The sequence below is a fragment of the Pseudarthrobacter naphthalenicus genome, from assembly GCF_029076445.1.
Lineage (GTDB): Bacteria > Actinomycetota > Actinomycetes > Actinomycetales > Micrococcaceae > Arthrobacter > Arthrobacter naphthalenicus.
The window spans coordinates 260,512-276,245 of record NZ_JARESG010000002.1; the positions used below are offsets into that span (position 1 = coordinate 260,512).

Consider the following 15,734-nt stretch of genomic DNA (forward strand, 5'->3'; position numbering starts at 1 on the left):
GTCCCCGCTGTGGCGGCGCCAGCGGAGGTTCTTCGGCCCCCGAAGTGTGGGCTTCGTCTCAATTAAAACCAAAACACCGGCATTGCGGGGTCACCAAGTGGTTCCTAAATTGAATAAGCTGTTAGCGAAGCCTACATTTAGGCTCTGAGCTACGAGTGCTCTCGCAGCAGGCGTTCCCCCCGCGTGGATCTCATGCCAGCGCCGCTGTGTTGCAGGGAGGTTTATCAGTGCCGACGAAACCAGCTGGCACCTTGTACCGCGGCCGTGAAGGCCAGTGGTCCTGGGTAGGACACCGCATTACCGGTGTAGTGATTTTTTTCTTCTTGTTGGTCCATGTGCTGGACACCTCATTGGTGCGTGTGTCCCCCGAGGCTTACACCGCAGTCATCGGTGCATACAAGAACCCCCTCATGGCCCTGGGTGAAACGGGCCTGGTTGCCGCCATCGTTTTCCACGCCTTCAACGGCCTGCGTATCATCGCCGTGGACTTCTGGAAGAAGGGCGCAAAGTACCAGCGCCAGATGCTGTGGACCGTCCTGGCCCTGTGGGTAGTTGTGATGGTCGGCTTCTCCATCCGCCACCTTTCCCTCGCTCTTGGAGGTCATTAAGCCATGACTGCAACTATCGACAGCCCCCGCAGCGGGAAGATCTCACCGCGGTACCGCCGCAGCGGCGGATCCAAGGGCAACTTCGAAATGCTGGCGTGGCTGTTCATGCGCCTCTCCGGCGTTGTCCTGGTGGTGCTGATCTTCGGCCACCTCTTCGTGAACCTCCTGGTAGGCGAAGGCATCCACGCCATCGACTTCGGTTTCGTCGCCGGCAAGTGGGCTGACCCGTTCTGGCAGATCTGGGACCTCGCCATGCTGTGGCTGGCCATGCTGCACGGCACCAACGGCGTCCGCACCATCATCAACGATTACGCCGAGAAAGACTCCACCCGTCTCTGGCTCAAGATCGTCCTGTACGCGGCCACTGCTGTGATCATCGTCCTGGGTACCCTGGTGATCTTCACGTTCAACCCGTGCCCCGTAGTTAACGGTGTCCCGCTGCCCGGCGGCTTCTGCCCCGCCTAGCCACATCCTGGCCGTCGCCCCACGGGCCACGGCCTGCGTTTTGCGGCGCAGGTAACGCCTGCCCGTTGTTTTATTGCGAATTTTGAGAGAAAGAGCGCCAAAGTATGCAGGTCCATAAGTACGACGTCGTCATCGTCGGTGCCGGTGGCGCTGGCATGCGCGCCGCGATCGAATCCGGTCAGCGCGCGCGCACAGCAGTACTGACCAAGCTCTACCCCACCCGCTCGCACACCGGTGCGGCGCAGGGCGGCATGTGCGCGGCCCTTGCCAACGTCGAGGAAGACAACTGGGAATGGCACACCTTCGACACCGTCAAGGGCGGCGACTACCTGGTTGACCAGGACGCCGCGGAGGTGATGGCAAAGGAAGCCATCGACGCCGTGCTGGACCTTGAGAAGATGGGCCTGCCGTTCAACCGCACGCCTGAGGGCCGGATCGACCAGCGCCGCTTCGGCGGCCACACCCGCGATCACGGCAAGGCACCGGTCCGCCGCGCCTGCTACGCCGCAGACCGCACCGGCCACATGATCCTGCAGACGCTGTACCAAAACTGCGTCAAGCACAATGTGGAGTTCTACAACGAGTACTACGTCCTGGACCTGCTGACGGTCGAGGAAGACGCCGTCCGCGAGGACGGCACACCGTACAAGCAGAAGCGCGTGGCCGGGGTTGTGTCCTACGACCTCGCCTCCGGTGAGCTGCACGTCTTCCAGGCCAAGTCCGTGGTGTTCGCCTCCGGCGGCGCGGGCAAGGTCTTCAAGACCACCTCCAACGCCCACACCCTCACCGGTGACGGCATGGGAATCGCCTTCCGCCGCGGCATCCCGCTGGAAGACATGGAGTTCTTCCAGTTCCACCCGACAGGCCTTGCCGGCCTCGGCATCCTGCTCTCCGAAGCAGCCCGCGGTGAGGGCGCCATCCTGCGTAACTCCGAGGGTGAGCGCTTCATGGAGCGCTATGCACCCACCATCAAGGACCTCGCACCGCGTGACATCGTGGCCCGCTCCATGGCCAATGAAGTCCGCGAAGGCCGCGGCTGCGGCCCGAACAAGGACTACGTCCTCCTGGACCTGACCCACCTGGAGCCGGCGCACATCGACGCCAAGCTCCCGGACATCACCGAGTTTGCCCGCACCTACCTTGGTGTGGAGCCCTACACGGAACCGGTTCCCGTGTTCCCCACGGCGCACTACGCCATGGGCGGCATCCCCACCAACATCAGCGCCGAGGTCCTGCAGGACAACGACACCGTGATCCCGGGCCTGTACGCCGCCGGTGAAGTGGCATGCGTGTCCGTCCACGGCTCCAACCGCCTGGGCACCAACTCACTGCTTGACATCAACGTGTTCGGCAAGCGCGCCGGCATTGCAGCGGCCGAGTACTCCAAGACCGCCGACTTCGTGGAACTCCCCGAAGACCCGGAGGCCTACACCATCGATCTGCTGAACATTGCCCGCAACGGCACCGGTGACGAAAAGGTGGCCCTGATCCGTAAGGACCTGCAGGACACCATGGACGCCAACATGCAGGTGTTCCGCACTGCAGACACGCTGAACCAGGTTCTGCGGGACATCGAGTCCTTCGAAGCCCGCTACAAGAACATCAGCGTCCAGGACAAGGGCAAGCGCTTCAACCTGGACCTGCTCGAAGCTGTCGAGCTGGGCTTCCTGCTGGAGCTGGCCAAGGTCATGACGGTTGCGGCCCTGCACCGTGAGGAATCCCGCGGCGGACACTTCCGCGAGGACTTCCCGGAACGTGACGACGAAAAATTCATGAAGCACTCCATGGCGTACAAGGATGACCACGCACCGGCGGATGGTTCCGCCGAGTCAATCGCGGGCATCCGACTTGCCACCAAACCGGTGGTCTTTACGCGCTACGAGCCGATGGTGAGGAAGTACTAAGATGACCGCTGAACTCGCTGAGCCAGCCTCAAAGATCGAACTGCCCGCCGGCGTCGGCGGGGGCGGGGACATCCCTTCCTTCGACGTCACGCTGCGTGTGCGCCGCTACAACCCCGAGGTGTCCGAGGACGCCACGTGGGATGACTTCAAGGTGACCATGTACGGCACCGACCGCGTGCTGGATGCCCTGCACAAGGTCAAGTGGGAAATCGACGGCAGCGTCTCGTTCCGCCGTTCCTGCGCCCACGGTGTCTGCGGTTCCGATGCCATGCGCATCAACGGCCGCAACCGCCTGGCCTGCAAGACCCTCCTGAAGGACCTGGATACGTCCAAGCCCATCACGGTCGAGCCCATCAAGGGCCTGCCGGTGGAGAAGGACCTGATTGTGGACATGGAGCCGTTCTTCCAGTCGTTCCGCGAAGTCATGCCCTTCCTGATCAACAAGGGCCACGAGCCCACCAAGGAACGCCTGCAGTCCGCCGAGGACCGCGAGCGTTTCGACGACACCACCAAGTGCATCCTGTGCGCTGCGTGCACCTCGTCCTGCCCCGTGTTCTGGACCGATGGCCAGTACTTCGGGCCGGCCGCGATCGTCAACGCACACCGCTTCATCTTCGATTCCCGTGATGACGCTGGTGACATGCGCCTGGAGATCCTGAACGACAAGGAAGGTGTGTGGCGCTGCCGCACCACCTTCAACTGCACCGAAGCATGCCCCCGCGGCATCCAGGTGACCCAGGCCATTGCCGAGGTCAAGCAGGCAATCCTCTCGCGCAAGGTCTAATTTTCAGTTTTGCATACGACGGCGTCTCCCACCTTTGTGGTGATAGGCGCCGTCGTGGTTTAACTCCTGACAGCACCCACGAAAGCAGCACACGATGTCCCGCTCTGAAAAAGTCAGCTTCGAAGGAACCACCGGCGAGCTCCTCTCCGGCATCATTGACCTTCCGGAGGGGCCGGTTCGCGGCTGGGGCCTGTTCTCCCACGGCTTCACCCTGGGCAAGGACAGCCCGTCCGCGTCCAGGATGTGCAAGGCCTTGGCCGACAGCGGGATCGGCATGCTGCGCTTCGACAATCTGGGGCTGGGCGAGTCCGCCGGCCACTGGTCCGAGGGCTCCTTCAGCCACAAGGTGGCGGACACGGTGAGGGCTGCGGAGTTCATGCGCGCGCAGGGCAAGCAAATTTCGCTGCTGGTGGGCCACTCCTTTGGCGGTGCAGCCGTACTGTCCGCGGCCAGGCAGATTCCCGAGCTCGACGCCGTCGCAACCGTAGGTGCCCCGTTCTCCCCCAAGCATGTGGCGCACGTGTTCGACGCCGCCCTGGACAGGATCCTCAGCGAGGGCAGCGCCGAAGTGGATCTGGGCGGGAAACGCGTGGAGATCCGGAAGCATTTTGTGGAGGACCTGGAGAACGCGGACCTTACGGACTGCATCCGGCAACTGCACAAGCCCCTGATGGTGCTGCACTCCCCCACGGACAACACGGTGGGCATCGAAAACGCCAGCACCATCTTCCAAACCGCCCGCCACCCGCGGAACTTCATCTCACTCGAAGGCAGCGACCACCTGCTGACCGGCAAGGGTCAGGCAGCCCGTGCCGCCCGGATCATTTCTGCCTGGGCCGACCAATACCTGGACGCCGGGCACTAGCGGCGGGACCGCCGTCGCGCTCCACGGGCGTCTTGCCGGGCTGGATGTGGCGGGAGCCCCAGAGCCCCTTCTCGTGACCGGCAGGCGCGCTCGTGAGGTCCGCTTCGCGGACAACTGACCAGGCGGCCGACACCAGGTAGACCTGGCTGACCAGGTTGAACCAGATCAGCAGGCCGATGATGATGGCGAACGGTGCCAGGATGGGGTTCCGGCCGGCACCGGCGAGCAGTTCAGTGCTGAAGACCTGCAGAATGGTGGTGCCCACCGCGGCCAGGATGGTCCCTTCCAGCAGCGCACGCCGGGAGAGCTTCAGCCCGCCCGCCAGGCGGAACATCACGACGGCGGTCACCCAGCTGAGCACCAGCGGCACACCGATCTTGATCAGCGTGGTCAGCGGACCGGCGATAACGGGGTCCAGGTGGAGGAAGTCGCTGACCCATCCGGCGGCGGTGCCGAACACCAGCGACGCGCCCGCGCTGATGACCAGGGCCACGCCCAGCAGCAGCAGGGTGCCCGCGTCCCGCAGCTTCATCAGGATGATGTTGAGTTTCAGTGGCGGCAGCTGCACCACGCCGCGCAGGCCGTCACGCAGCCCGGCGATCCATCCCAGGGATGTGATCACGGTGACCACCGCTGCGATCACGGCGGTCCAGCCCAGGCCGGTCGGGTTCAGCAGGTCCTTGGGATCCACCAGGCCTGCGCCGCCATTGAGTTTCAGCAGGCCGGGCGCACTTTGGGCCACGCTGCTGATGATGTTGTCCAGCAGTGCAGGCTGGCCCTGCAGCACCAGGCCGGCAATGGAGAATCCCGTCGCCAGCAGGCCCGTGATGGAGAAGAACATGTTGAAGCCGATGCCGGCACTCATGAGCGGGCCGTGCTGGAGGTTGTAGTGCTGCCATGCACGCATCGGCCGGAAGGCGTTAAGCCGGGCGAGCAGCCACTGGACCAGCGCCATGAGGCTGGCCAGCGGGCCGCCGTCGGATCTTCTGGCCTTGCCCCACTCCATCCTTTTTTGGATGACGGCCAGCTTCAGGCGCGCCTGCTCAGTGGGAAGCGGTGGCTCCGTTTGCGTCGGCGTCTTTCGTGGTGCCGCCGCCCCCGCCGTCGTCGTCAGTTTCGGTCCCAAAGTCCAACTCTTCCCGTAGCTGCCAGATGCCGTCAGCATCATGCTCGTAGAGTCCCATGCTAACCACAGGGAAGGTGGCCCTGTAGCTTTCGAGCACCGTTTCGGCCTGATCGAGGCTCTCCGGGGCAACATCGTGGGCGATGGTGACATGGGGATGGTACGAAAACGGCAGGTCCCGTTGGAGCGGGCCGGTCTGAAGTTTCTCGTGCAGCTCCACGCAGGCGTCGAAGCCCTCTTCCACGTTGATGTAAACCACCGGGGAAACCGGCCGGAAAGTCCCCGTACCGGAAATGGTCACCATAAACGGGGCCTGGTTGCGGGCCACCTCATGGACGTGGGCGCGGGTGGCTTCCCAGTCGTCGGTGGGGGTGGTGGTGACCAGCGTGATGTGGGCGGGGACCACCCCGGCCATCGGATCACCGAACGAAGCCCGCCACCGCTGAAGTTCCGCCGCGATGGCAGGCGGGAACCCCAGAATGACGCCGACGCTCACTCCTTCGCTGACAGTCCTCGCGGCCGGCATTGCTCTAGCGGACTCCGGCCAGGCGCAGTGAGGGCAGGAAACCCATCCGCTCATAGACCTGGCTGAGCGTCACCGAAGCGATCTCGCGGGCACGCTCCGCGCCCTGGGCAAGCAGCCTGTCCAGCTCGGCCGGATCCGCCATCAGCTCGTTGGTGCGGTTTCGCAGCGGCGTGATGAAGTCCACCATGACTTCGGCGAGATCCACCTTCAGGTGGCCATACATTTTGCCTTGGTACTCGGCCTCGAGCTCCGGCACCGGTTTGCCGGTCAGGGAGGAATAGATGGTCAGCAGGTTGGAGATGCCCGGCTTTTCTTCGAGGTCGAACCGGATCTCCGTGCCGGTATCCGTCACCGCCGACTTGATGCGCTTGGCGGCCACCTTGGGGTCTTCCAGGAGCTGGATGGAGCCGTTGGGTGACTCCCCCGTTTTCGACATCTTGGCGGTGGGGTTCTGCAGGTCGTAGATCTTCGCGCTTTCCTTGAGGATGGTGGCCTCGGGCACGGTGAAGGTCTCGCCGAAGCGTGTGTTGAACCGCTGGGCCAGGTTCCGGGTCAGCTCCAGGTGCTGGCGCTGGTCCTCACCAACCGGCACCAGGTCGGTCTGGTACAGCAGGATGTCCGCGGCCATCAGGGTGGGGTAGGCGAAGAGCCCCAGGGTGGCGGCGTCGGCGCCGGCCTTCTGTGTTTTGTCCTTGAACTGGGTCATGCGGGAGGCTTCGCCGAAGCCGGTGATGCAGTTCAGCGCCCACGCCAGCTGCGCGTGCTCGGGGACGTGTGACTGGACGAAGAAGATGCTCTTGTCCGGATCAATGCCGGCCGCGATGTACTGGGCCGCCACCACGCGGGTGCGGTTGCTGAGTTCGGCCGGGTCGAAGTCCACGGTGATGGCGTGCAGATCGGGGATGAAGAACACGGCGTCGTAGGCGGACTGCATGTCCACCCAGTTGCGGACGGCACCGATGTAGTTGCCCAGGTGCAGGGAGTCGGCTGTGGGCTTGGCGCCGGAAAGAATCCGTTTGCGGCCCTGTGAAGGTGAGCTGGTCATTCGTTGGAACCTTAAGATTTAGAGCCGGTAGTCCACTACCAGCGGGGCATGGTCAGAGAAGCGGGTGTCCCACGAGGGCGCCCGGTCCACAACTGCGGAGACGGCGGCCGCTGCGAGGTCCGGTGTGGCCAGGTGGTAGTCGATGCGCCAACCGGTGTCGTTATCGAACGCCTGGCCACGTTGTGACCACCAGGTGTACGGGCCGTCCACATCTCCTGCCAGGCCGCGATGAACATCCCTCCAACCGATGTCCTCGCCGAAGAAGCGGTCAAAGTAGGCGCGTTCCTCGGGCAGGAAGCCGGCTTTCCTGACGTTACCCTTCCAGTTCCGGATGTCCCGTTCGGTGTGGCCAACGTTGAGGTCGCCCACGACGAGTGCGTGATCACTGTGCTTGGTGAGCTCCGGCAGGCGGGTGCTCATGACGTCCAGGAAGCGGTACTTGTCCACCTGCTTGGGAGTTCCGGCCTCGCCGGAGTGCACGTAGGCGCTGGCGACCGTCAGCTGAACAGGGTTTCCGGCGGCATCGTTCACGCGGAAATCAGCCTCCACCCAGCGGCCGGCGGTGGCGAAGTAGTCATCCCCGATGCCGTTGCGGGTGTACAGGGGTTCTTCGCGCGACGCAATGGCGACGCCGGCACGGCCTTTGGCTTCCGCTTCGGCATGGAGGATATGCCAGCCGTCGCCCAGCAACTGGCGGACGGTCGCGTCGGGTGCCCGGACCTCCTGGAGGCAGAGGATATCCACTTCGCGGGGCTCCAGCCAGGCCGCCATGCCGTTCTTGAAGGCAGCCCGGAGGCCGTTGACGTTGACTGATGCGATGCGAAGGTGATCCTTCTTCAATGCCGAACTCACCCGCACCACTCTAGTCGATGATGGTTCCGCTGACCGGGTCCCCGGTGCTGCCGGCGGAGCGGATCATGTCCCGGGCGTTCGTTGCGGTGATCTCGATGGTCTCCAGTGCCCGGCGAATGGTGTCCTGGTCCGCGCCGTCACCTTTGGCCCGTTCCTGCTCCACCACCCGGATCTGCACCTGCACAATCTTGAAGGAGTGGTCCAGTTTGAGGTCCCGGACCTCGTCTCCCTCGGTCCGCTCGGCCACCACCCGGGTGCCGCCATGGTCAGCAGAGGCCGACGACGGCGCGCGGCCGGCGGCGCTGTTGAACGCATTCTGGGCTTCCGTCAGTTTGGCACCCGCCTTTTTGGCGGCCTTCTGGATGCTGAAGACCACGAACGACGCCAGCGCGAGCCAGAAGCCGGCGATGACCGCGACAACCCAGCCCACGACGTCGTTCTGGTTCGCGGCGAAGATGACCGCGACCAGGAAGGCGATGATAAAGACCATCATCCCGGGCCCGCTGATCCGAAGCATGGAGAAGCCGCCCTTGGACCGGCCGGACGGGGACTGTGGGTTACCCAGAGATCGCATGGGTCCATTGTCTCAAACGCCGCGGCGCCCTTTTACCCCTTCCACCCCCGGCGAACACTCCCCCAAGTAAGTAGCAGCAAGTGTCGTTTTGGACGGTCAAAACGACACTTAGTGCTACCCAGTTGGGCCGGGGTTACCTCAGGAACAGCTTCCGCAGCCGCACCGTGGTGAGCAGCATGCCCAGAGCCGTCATCAGCACGTAGTAGCCAATATGGACGGCGGTGGCGGGCGTGAAGACGCCCACGCTGATCTGGCGCAGCAGCTCCACACCATGCCAGAGCGGCATGGCCTGGATGAGCCATTGGATGTACTGCGGGTAGACGCTGAGCGGATAGAACGTGGCACTGAACAGAAACATGGGCAGCATGATGAAGTTGATCCAGTCCATCTGCTGGAAGGTCTTCAGGAAGCTGGTGATCCCCATTCCGAGGCTGGCAAATCCGAAAGCGATGAGCACCGACGCCGGGATCATCAGGATGGCCCAGGGTGTGGTGATCAACCCCATCACGCCCATCACCGCCGTGAACCCCGCCGCATAGAGCAGGCCACGCAACAGCGCCAGGAAAATCTCGCCGAGGGCCACGTCCAGCGGCCCCAGGGAGGTGTACAGCATGCCCTGGTACAGCTTGGCGAAGTTCATTTTGAAGAACACGTTCCAGGTGGAGTCATACACCGCGCCGTTCATGGCCGAGACGGCCAGCAGTGCCGGGGCGATGTAGGCGGCGTAGCTGATGGGCGCTCCGTCGGGCCCCTGCACCGGCCCCACGATGGCGCCAAGGCCCACGCCCATGGAGATCAGGAACAGCACCGGCTCAAAGAAGCCGGAAAGCATCACCAGCCAGTTGCTGCTTTTTGTGGCCATCAGCCCCCGCGAGATCACGGCTTTGGCGTTGCGGGAATACAGCGGACCGAACGTCCTGTTGCGCGCGAGCTCCGTGACGCTGTGGCGCGGGCCCGTGACGCTGCTGCCGGGGACTGTGCTCATTGCCCCAGCCTCCGGATGAACTGGCGCTTCGTCAGGACCCATCCGAGCACCGCCAGCGCAGCCAGCACCGTGATGTGCACCGCCGTGAGAACCGGCGGCTCGCGGTAGCCGTAGCTGAAGACGCGGCCCAGCTGTGTTCCGTGCCAGATCGGCGAGATCCAGCCGATCCAGCGGACGGCCAGGGGCAGCGTGTCCAGCGGGAAGAACGTTCCGGAGAAAAGGAAGAGCGGCATCACAATGAAGCGCATCACCAGCGCGAACTGGCCCTTGTCTTCCTTTATGGACGCGGCATAGGCCATCAGCGGCAGGCCAAACGAGAGCCCAGCGAGGGTGGCCACCACAATCCCGGCCCAACCCCAGCCGGACGGGGACGCCCCGAACAATCCCACAACCGCAAAGTAGATTGCCGACTGCACCAGCAGGCGCACCGTCACGGCCATGATCTGCCCGGCGGCAATCTGCTGCGGCGCGAGCGGGGAAGCGTGCGGCCCGTAGTAGATCCGGCGCCACTTGAATCCGTCCATCACGGGGAATGTGAACTCGTTGGCGGCGGTCATCACCGCGGCCGAAACGAGCAGCGCCGGAGCAATGAAGGCCAGATAGCTGACGCCCCCGAAGGATCCCGCGGCCCCGGCGTCCACCAGGGTGGCCAGCCCCACCCCCATCGCAAACAGGTACGCCACCGGCTGCCCCACGCTGTACATCAGGATGGACCAGCCGTAGCCCTTCATCACGCGGAGCACCTGCTCGGCGTAGTAGAACGCACCCCAGCGCCGCGCCCTCGCCGCGGAGACGGCCGGCGGGTGGGCGCGGGCCTGATCAGTCAACGAGGCTCCGGCCCGTCAGGCGCAGGAACACGTCCTCCAAGGACGACCGGCGGACCAGCGAGGTCAACGGCCGGAGGCCACGGGAAGAGACCTGCTCAAGGGCCGCCTCGCCGTCGTGCGTGTACATCAGCACCCGGTCCGGAAGCACTTCGAGGCGTTCGCCAATCCCCTGGAGCTCGCCGGCGATGGTGACGTTGCGTTCGGACCCGAAGCGCAGTTCCAGCACTTCCCTGGTGGAGTGCTCGCGGATCAGCTGCGCGGGTGATCCCTCGGCCATGATGCGGCCCTTGTCCACCACAATCAGCCTGTCGCACAGCTGTTCGGCCTCGTCCATGTAATGCGTGGTGAGGATCAGGGTGACGCCCTGTTCCTTGAGCCGGAAGAGCCGGTCCCACAGGGTGTGCCGGGCCTGCGGATCCAGACCCGTGGTGGGCTCGTCCAGCAGCAGGATCTGCGGTTCGTTGATGAGCGAACGGGCGATGGTCAGCCGCCGTTTCATGCCGCCGGACAGCGCATCCACCTTGGACTTGGCCTTGTCCGTGAGCTGGGCGAATTCGAGCAGTTCGTCAGCCTTCGGCTTCAGGTAGCTCATGGGCAGGCCGAAATAGCGGCCGTAGACCAGGAGATTGTCCCGGACCCTGAGTTCCTCGTCCAGGTTGTCCTGCTGCGGAACCACGCCAAGGTGCGCGCGGACCTCGGGCCCGTGGCTGTCCGGGTCCAGGCCCATGATGCTGAGTTTTCCGGACGTCCGCTGCGTGACCGCGCCGATCATCTTCATCGTGGTGGACTTGCCCGCCCCGTTCGGGCCGAGCAGGCCGAAGGACTCCCCTGCCGGCACGCTGAAGGAGATACCGTCGACGGCGGCAACCTCACCGTAGGTCTTGCGCAGGTCCTCGGCGGTGATGACCGTCTCCTGCCGGGCGGGAAGGCCACCGGGCGGGGTGGAGGACATGATGGCTTTGTTGTGCACCCTCCGCAGACTAATGGAGGCCCCCCGAATGGGAAAGGGGCCTTGCACCTGGCTTTTGTTGGGTTGAGGTGGAACGGCCGACGGCGGCCCGCACCTTGCGCGAAAAAGGTGCGGCCCGCCGTCGGGCGCGATGTTTCTTGTGAGCTACGCGGTTGCCGAACCGCTTTCCTGTGCCACCTGGCGTTCCGCGGCTTCGACCACATTGGTCATAAGCAGCGCAACGGTCATGGGGCCCACGCCGCCGGGGTTCGGCGAAATCCAGCCGGCCACTTCGGCAGCGGCGGGATCGATGTCGCCGTGGACCTTGCTCTTGCCCGTCTCGGGGTCGGTTTCACGGGTGACACCAACGTCGAGCAGCGCAGCACCGGGCTTGACGTCCGCGGCCTTGACGATGTGCTTGACCCCAGCGGCACCCACAATGACGTCGGCCTGCCGCAGCAGCTCGGAGAGGTTCTCCGTGCCCGTGTGCGTCAGCGTGACGGTGGCGTTCACGGACCGGCGCGTGAGCAGCAGGCCGATGGTACGGCCCACCGTGACACCGCGCCCCACCACAACGACGTGCTTGCCCGCGAGGCTGTAGCCGTTCCGCTCCAGGAGCTCGATGACCCCGCGGGGGGTGCACGGCAGCGGCGAGGTGATCTCGCCGCTGACGTTGAGCACCAGCCGGCCTAGGTTGGTCGGGTGCAGCCCGTCCGCGTCCTTGGCAGGGTCAATCCGCTCCAGGATGGCATCCGTATCCAAATGCTTGGGCAGCGGCAACTGCACGATGTACCCGTGGCAGGCCGGGTCCGCATTGAGTTCGTCAATGAGGGCCTCAACCTGTTCCTGGGTGGAATCCGCCGGCAGCTCGCGCTGGATCGAATTCATGCCGATCGCCGCTGACTGTTTGTGTTTCATCGACACGTAGAGCTGCGAGGCCGGGTCCGCCCCCACAAGAACGGTGGCAATGCCGGGGACGACGCCTTTGGCCTTCAGGGCCGCAACACGTTCAACGAGCTCAGACTTGATGGCGGCGGCGGCGGCCTTGCCGTCAAGAACCTTGGCAGTTTGGGTCTTAGTCATGGATCACCACTGCTCGTGCTGCGGGTACAGCGGGAAGTCGGCGGCGAGCTTGTCGACGCGGGACTGCAGGGCCTCGACGTCGGTGGCCGAGCCGGCTTTCAGCGCGGTGGCGATGATCTCGGCGACCTCGGTGAACTCCCGGGCCCCGAAACCGCGGGTGGCCAGGGCGGGGGTACCGATGCGAAGGCCGGAGGTGACCATCGGCGGACGCGGGTCGAACGGAACGGCGTTGCGGTTCACCGTGATGCCCACAGAGTGCAGGAGGTCTTCTGCCTGCTGGCCGTCCAGCTGCGAGTTGCGCAGGTCCACCAGGACCAGGTGGACGTCGGTTCCGCCGGTGAGGACAGAGACGCCGGCCTCGGCGACATCAGCCTGGTTGAGGCGGTCCGCGATGATCCTGGCGCCTTCGAGCACACGCTCCTGGCGTTCCTTGAACTCCTCGGTGCCTGCGATCTTGAAGGCCACGGCTTTAGCGGCGATGACGTGCATCAGCGGGCCGCCCTGCTGGCCGGGGAAGACGTTGGAGTTGATCTTCTTGGCCCACTCCTGCTTCGCCAGGATCACACCGGAGCGCGGCCCGGCCAGGGTCTTATGAACCGTGGAGGTGACGACGTCGGAGTACGGCACCGGGCTCGGGTGCAGGCCGGCGGCTACCAGGCCGGCGAAGTGCGCCATGTCGGTCCAGAGCAGCGCGCCCACCTCATCGGCGATGGAGCGGAAGGCTTCGAAGTCGAGGTGGCGCGGGTACGCGGACCAGCCGGCGATGATGACCTGCGGCTTCTCGGCGATGGCCTGTTCGCGCAACTTGTCCATGTCCACGCGGAAGGTGTCTTCCTCCACCTGGTAGGCAGCCACGTTGTACAGCTTGCCGGAGAAGTTCAGCTTCATGCCGTGGGTCAGGTGGCCGCCGTGTGCCAGGGACAGTCCCAGGATCTTGTCACCCGGGGTGATCATGGCGGACAGTGCCGCCGCGTTCGCCTGCGCACCGGAGTGCGGCTGGACGTTGGCGTACTCGGCGCCGAAGAGGGCCTTGACGCGGTCGATGGCCAACTGCTCGGCGATGTCCACATATTCGCAGCCACCGTAGTAGCGGCGGCCGGGGTAACCCTCGGCGTACTTGTTCGTAAGGACCGAGCCCTGGGCTTCCATCACGGCGCGCGGGGCGAAGTTCTCGGAAGCAATCATTTCCAGGGTGCCGCGCTGGCGGCCAAGTTCCTGTGCAAGGACTGCAGCGATTTCGGGGTCGAGCTCGGCCAGCGGCTGGTTGCTGACTTCTGCTGTGGTGGTGGCGGTAGTAGTCACGAAAAACTCCTGGCTAGGGATACGGGCACTGCTAAGGTCAGGCTACCGGCTGGCGTTCGGCACCGCCCCTACATGACAGGGGGTGAACGCGCGCAGGACGAAACTGGTCCCCTCAGGTTCCAGCTCTTTCCGGCAAGACATGACCCTCGGCCCAGGCGTACGATCCGTGGTCTTCGTGATTGCCGCTCCCTGGTGGTTAAGCCACCCAACGCCAGTTGCGACCAGCCCAGACTACCAAAAACGGCCGGGCCCCGCGGGTAGGCTAAATATCGTGACTGATGAGCAGCTGACCAAAGCGTACGTGCTAACACTGTCCTGCCCGGACCGCCCGGGAATCGTCCATGCGGTGGCGGGCGCCCTGCTGGTGGCCGGCTGTAATATTTTGGACTCGCAGCAGTACGGCAGCCCCGCCACGGGCAACTTCTTTATGCGCGTGGAAGCCACGACGACGGCCTCCCGCGCCGAGCTTCACGCCGCCCTTGAGCCGGTGGCGGACGCGTTCGGGATGCAGTGGGGCCTCAACGCTGTGGGGCGGAAGGTGCGGACCCTGCTGATGGCCAGCACGTCCGCGCACTGCCTCAACGACATCCTCTTCCAGCAGCGCTCCGGCACCCTGCCCATCGATATCCCGGCCATCGTCTCGAACCACCGGGACCTCGCCGGCCTTGCCGAGTTCTACGGCATCCCCTTCCACTACATTCCGGTCACGCCGGACACCAAAGTGGAGGCCGAGGCCAAGCTGCGAGCCCTCATGGCCGAACACGACATCGAACTCACCGTGCTGGCCCGCTACATGCAGATCATTTCCGATGAGCTCTGCGCGGAACTGACCGGCAAGGCCATCAATATCCACCACTCATTCCTCCCCTCCTTCAAGGGCGCCAAGCCCTACCACCAGGCCCACGCCCGCGGGGTGAAACTGATCGGCGCCACCGCACATTACGTCACGGCCGCCCTGGATGAAGGCCCCATCATTGAGCAGGAAGTCATCCGGGTGGACCACGCCCGGACCCCGGAACAGTTTGTGCAGATGGGCCGTGCCGTTGAGGGCAGGACCCTGACCCAGGCGCTCCAATGGCACGCCGAGCACCGGGTGCTGCTGGACGGCAACCGGACCGTGGTCTTCAACTAGCCCGTTTCCCTACCCCTTCCCCCTCCCGTTTCCCTCCCCGCTTCCCCTCCTCCCCCTGTAAGTAGCAGCAAGTGTCGTTTTGACGGCTCAAAACGACATGTACTGCTACTTAGTTGGGGCCGGGGGCGGATGTCCTAGGCTTGGCGGTATGGCTCCTCTTCACACTTTCGCCGGCCATGCTCCGGCCGTCCACGAAACAGCGTTCATCGCCCCCACCGCGTCCGTCATCGGCAACGCCTCCCTGGCCCGGGATTCCAGCGCCTTCTACGGCGTATCCCTGCGCGCGGACACCGCCGCCATCATGGTGGGCCCCGGAAGCAACCTTCAGGACAACGTGGTGCTGCACGCGGATCCCGGCTTCCCCTGCACCGTCGGCGCCGGGGTCAGCGTGGGTCACGCCGCCGTCGTTCATGGTTGCACCGTGGAGGACGACTGCCTGATCGGGATGGGCGCGACCGTCCTCAATGGTGCAGTGATCGGCGCCGGCTCGCTGGTGGCGGCCGGTGCAGTGGTCCTGGAGGGGACGGTTGTACCGCCGCGATCGCTGGTGGCAGGCGTACCCGCCAAGGTCCGGCGGGAACTTACCGACGAAGAGTTTGAGGGCGTAAAACAGAACGCCGCCCGCTATGTGGAACTCGCCCGCCTTCACCGCGACCTCCACGGATAACTTCTTCCCCCACACGATTCTTGGCCGAACCGCGTGCCGGGCC

At 64.7% G+C, this 15,734-nt stretch carries 17 protein-coding genes and 1 riboswitch; of the genes, 7 read left to right on the forward strand and 10 right to left on the reverse strand.

The window, feature by feature from the left end; all coding sequences use genetic code 11:
- Positions 1 to 227 precede the first annotated feature (227 nt).
- The 5 genes from sdhC (at position 228) to PY310_RS03220 (ending at position 4,626) form a co-directional block, all read left to right on the forward strand.
- Positions 228 to 608, forward strand: a complete 381-nt coding sequence (sdhC, locus tag PY310_RS03200) for a succinate dehydrogenase, cytochrome b556 subunit (RefSeq protein ID WP_275212712.1) — start codon at positions 228 to 230, stop codon at positions 606 to 608.
- A gap of 3 nt (positions 609 to 611) precedes the next feature.
- Positions 612 to 1,073 carry a succinate dehydrogenase hydrophobic membrane anchor subunit gene (locus PY310_RS03205; RefSeq protein ID WP_275212713.1) on the forward strand — a complete coding sequence of 154 codons (462 nt, stop codon included), beginning with the start codon at positions 612 to 614 and terminating at the stop codon, positions 1,071 to 1,073.
- 104 nt (positions 1,074 to 1,177) lie between these two features.
- On the forward strand, positions 1,178 to 2,977 hold the full coding sequence (gene sdhA / locus PY310_RS03210; protein ID WP_275212714.1) for a succinate dehydrogenase flavoprotein subunit: 1,800 nt from the start codon (positions 1,178 to 1,180) through the stop codon (positions 2,975 to 2,977).
- Position 2,978: 1 nt separating this feature from the next.
- Positions 2,979 to 3,761: a succinate dehydrogenase iron-sulfur subunit gene (locus PY310_RS03215; protein ID WP_275212715.1), complete on the forward strand. Its 783-nt coding sequence runs from the start codon at positions 2,979 to 2,981 to the stop codon at positions 3,759 to 3,761.
- Between the two features lie 94 nt (positions 3,762 to 3,855).
- Positions 3,856 to 4,626, forward strand: coding sequence for an alpha/beta hydrolase family protein (locus PY310_RS03220; protein ID WP_275212716.1), 771 nt, complete (start codon positions 3,856 to 3,858; stop codon positions 4,624 to 4,626).
- Here PY310_RS03220 and PY310_RS03225 read toward each other — a convergent pair.
- The 10 genes from PY310_RS03225 to glyA form a co-directional block, all read right to left on the reverse strand.
- Positions 4,583 to 5,632 (reverse strand): YihY/virulence factor BrkB family protein, encoded by a 1,050-nt coding sequence (locus PY310_RS03225; protein WP_275212821.1) that lies wholly within the window; start codon positions 5,630 to 5,632, stop codon positions 4,583 to 4,585. The two genes, PY310_RS03220 and PY310_RS03225, sit on opposite strands and share 44 nt — an antisense overlap.
- Before the next feature lie 37 nt (positions 5,633 to 5,669).
- The gene (locus tag PY310_RS03230) at positions 5,670 to 6,275 is read right to left on the reverse strand and encodes a 2'-5' RNA ligase family protein (RefSeq protein WP_275212717.1); all 606 of its coding nucleotides are present in this window, start codon (positions 6,273 to 6,275) and stop codon (positions 5,670 to 5,672) included.
- A 4-nt stretch (positions 6,276 to 6,279) separates the two neighbouring features.
- Positions 6,280 to 7,320, reverse strand: coding sequence for a tryptophan--tRNA ligase (gene trpS / locus PY310_RS03235; RefSeq protein WP_275212718.1), 1,041 nt, complete (start codon positions 7,318 to 7,320; stop codon positions 6,280 to 6,282).
- 18 nt (positions 7,321 to 7,338) lie between these two features.
- Positions 7,339 to 8,172: an exodeoxyribonuclease III gene (locus tag PY310_RS03240; protein WP_275212720.1), complete on the reverse strand. Its 834-nt coding sequence runs from the start codon at positions 8,170 to 8,172 to the stop codon at positions 7,339 to 7,341.
- Between the two features lie 10 nt (positions 8,173 to 8,182).
- Positions 8,183 to 8,746, reverse strand: coding sequence for a hypothetical protein (locus tag PY310_RS03245; RefSeq protein ID WP_275212721.1), 564 nt, complete (start codon positions 8,744 to 8,746; stop codon positions 8,183 to 8,185).
- A 133-nt stretch (positions 8,747 to 8,879) separates the two neighbouring features.
- On the reverse strand, positions 8,880 to 9,731 hold the full coding sequence (locus PY310_RS03250; RefSeq protein ID WP_275212722.1) for an ABC transporter permease: 852 nt from the start codon (positions 9,729 to 9,731) through the stop codon (positions 8,880 to 8,882).
- The gene (locus tag PY310_RS03255; RefSeq protein WP_275212723.1) at positions 9,728 to 10,558 is read right to left on the reverse strand and encodes an ABC transporter permease; all 831 of its coding nucleotides are present in this window, start codon (positions 10,556 to 10,558) and stop codon (positions 9,728 to 9,730) included. Before PY310_RS03255 ends, PY310_RS03250 begins: the two co-directional genes overlap by 4 nt.
- On the reverse strand, positions 10,551 to 11,510 hold the full coding sequence (locus PY310_RS03260; protein ID WP_275212822.1) for an ABC transporter ATP-binding protein: 960 nt from the start codon (positions 11,508 to 11,510) through the stop codon (positions 10,551 to 10,553). The genes PY310_RS03255 and PY310_RS03260 overlap by 8 nt, the downstream gene beginning before the upstream one ends.
- 162 nt (positions 11,511 to 11,672) lie before the next feature.
- Complete coding sequence (locus PY310_RS03265) at positions 11,673 to 12,590, reverse strand: bifunctional methylenetetrahydrofolate dehydrogenase/methenyltetrahydrofolate cyclohydrolase (RefSeq protein WP_275212724.1); 918 nt, start codon at positions 12,588 to 12,590, stop codon at positions 11,673 to 11,675.
- 3 nt (positions 12,591 to 12,593) lie between these two features.
- Positions 12,594 to 13,892, reverse strand: a complete 1,299-nt coding sequence (gene glyA, locus PY310_RS03270) for a serine hydroxymethyltransferase (RefSeq protein ID WP_275212726.1) — start codon at positions 13,890 to 13,892, stop codon at positions 12,594 to 12,596.
- A gap of 142 nt (positions 13,893 to 14,034) precedes the next feature.
- A riboswitch (ZMP/ZTP riboswitch) is annotated at positions 14,035 to 14,121 on the reverse strand.
- A 42-nt stretch (positions 14,122 to 14,163) separates the two neighbouring features.
- Between glyA and purU the strand changes: the two genes are divergently transcribed.
- Both purU and PY310_RS03280 read left to right on the forward strand, forming a co-directional pair.
- A complete protein-coding gene (gene purU / locus PY310_RS03275) occupies positions 14,164 to 15,024 on the forward strand; it encodes a formyltetrahydrofolate deformylase (RefSeq protein WP_275212727.1) in 861 nt (286 codons plus the stop codon).
- 148 nt (positions 15,025 to 15,172) lie between these two features.
- A complete protein-coding gene (locus PY310_RS03280) occupies positions 15,173 to 15,691 on the forward strand; it encodes a gamma carbonic anhydrase family protein (RefSeq protein WP_275212728.1) in 519 nt (172 codons plus the stop codon).
- Positions 15,692 to 15,734 lie beyond the last annotated feature (43 nt).

What these genes read in the sequence shown, in the direction of transcription:
- PY310_RS03265 (WP_275212724.1), bottom strand. Translation starts at nt 12,590, where the DNA reads ATGACTAAGACCCAAACTGCCAAGGTTCTTGACGGCAAGGCCGCCGCC.
- trpS (WP_275212718.1), bottom strand. Translation starts at nt 7,320, where the DNA reads ATGACCAGCTCACCTTCACAGGGCCGCAAACGGATTCTTTCCGGCGCC.
- PY310_RS03205 (WP_275212713.1), top strand. Translation starts at nt 612, where the DNA reads ATGACTGCAACTATCGACAGCCCCCGCAGCGGGAAGATCTCACCGCGG.
- PY310_RS03250 (WP_275212722.1), bottom strand. Translation starts at nt 9,731, where the DNA reads ATGAGCACAGTCCCCGGCAGCAGCGTCACGGGCCCGCGCCACAGCGTC.
- PY310_RS03225 (WP_275212821.1), bottom strand. Translation starts at nt 5,632, where the DNA reads ATGGAGTGGGGCAAGGCCAGAAGATCCGACGGCGGCCCGCTGGCCAGC.
- PY310_RS03280 (WP_275212728.1), top strand. Translation starts at nt 15,173, where the DNA reads ATGGCTCCTCTTCACACTTTCGCCGGCCATGCTCCGGCCGTCCACGAA.
- PY310_RS03230 (WP_275212717.1), bottom strand. Translation starts at nt 6,275, where the DNA reads ATGCCGGCCGCGAGGACTGTCAGCGAAGGAGTGAGCGTCGGCGTCATT.
- PY310_RS03215 (WP_275212715.1), top strand. Translation starts at nt 2,979, where the DNA reads ATGACCGCTGAACTCGCTGAGCCAGCCTCAAAGATCGAACTGCCCGCC.
- PY310_RS03260 (WP_275212822.1), bottom strand. Translation starts at nt 11,510, where the DNA reads ATGTCCTCCACCCCGCCCGGTGGCCTTCCCGCCCGGCAGGAGACGGTC.
- PY310_RS03220 (WP_275212716.1), top strand. Translation starts at nt 3,856, where the DNA reads ATGTCCCGCTCTGAAAAAGTCAGCTTCGAAGGAACCACCGGCGAGCTC.
- sdhA (WP_275212714.1), top strand. Translation starts at nt 1,178, where the DNA reads ATGCAGGTCCATAAGTACGACGTCGTCATCGTCGGTGCCGGTGGCGCT.
- PY310_RS03245 (WP_275212721.1), bottom strand. Translation starts at nt 8,746, where the DNA reads ATGCGATCTCTGGGTAACCCACAGTCCCCGTCCGGCCGGTCCAAGGGC.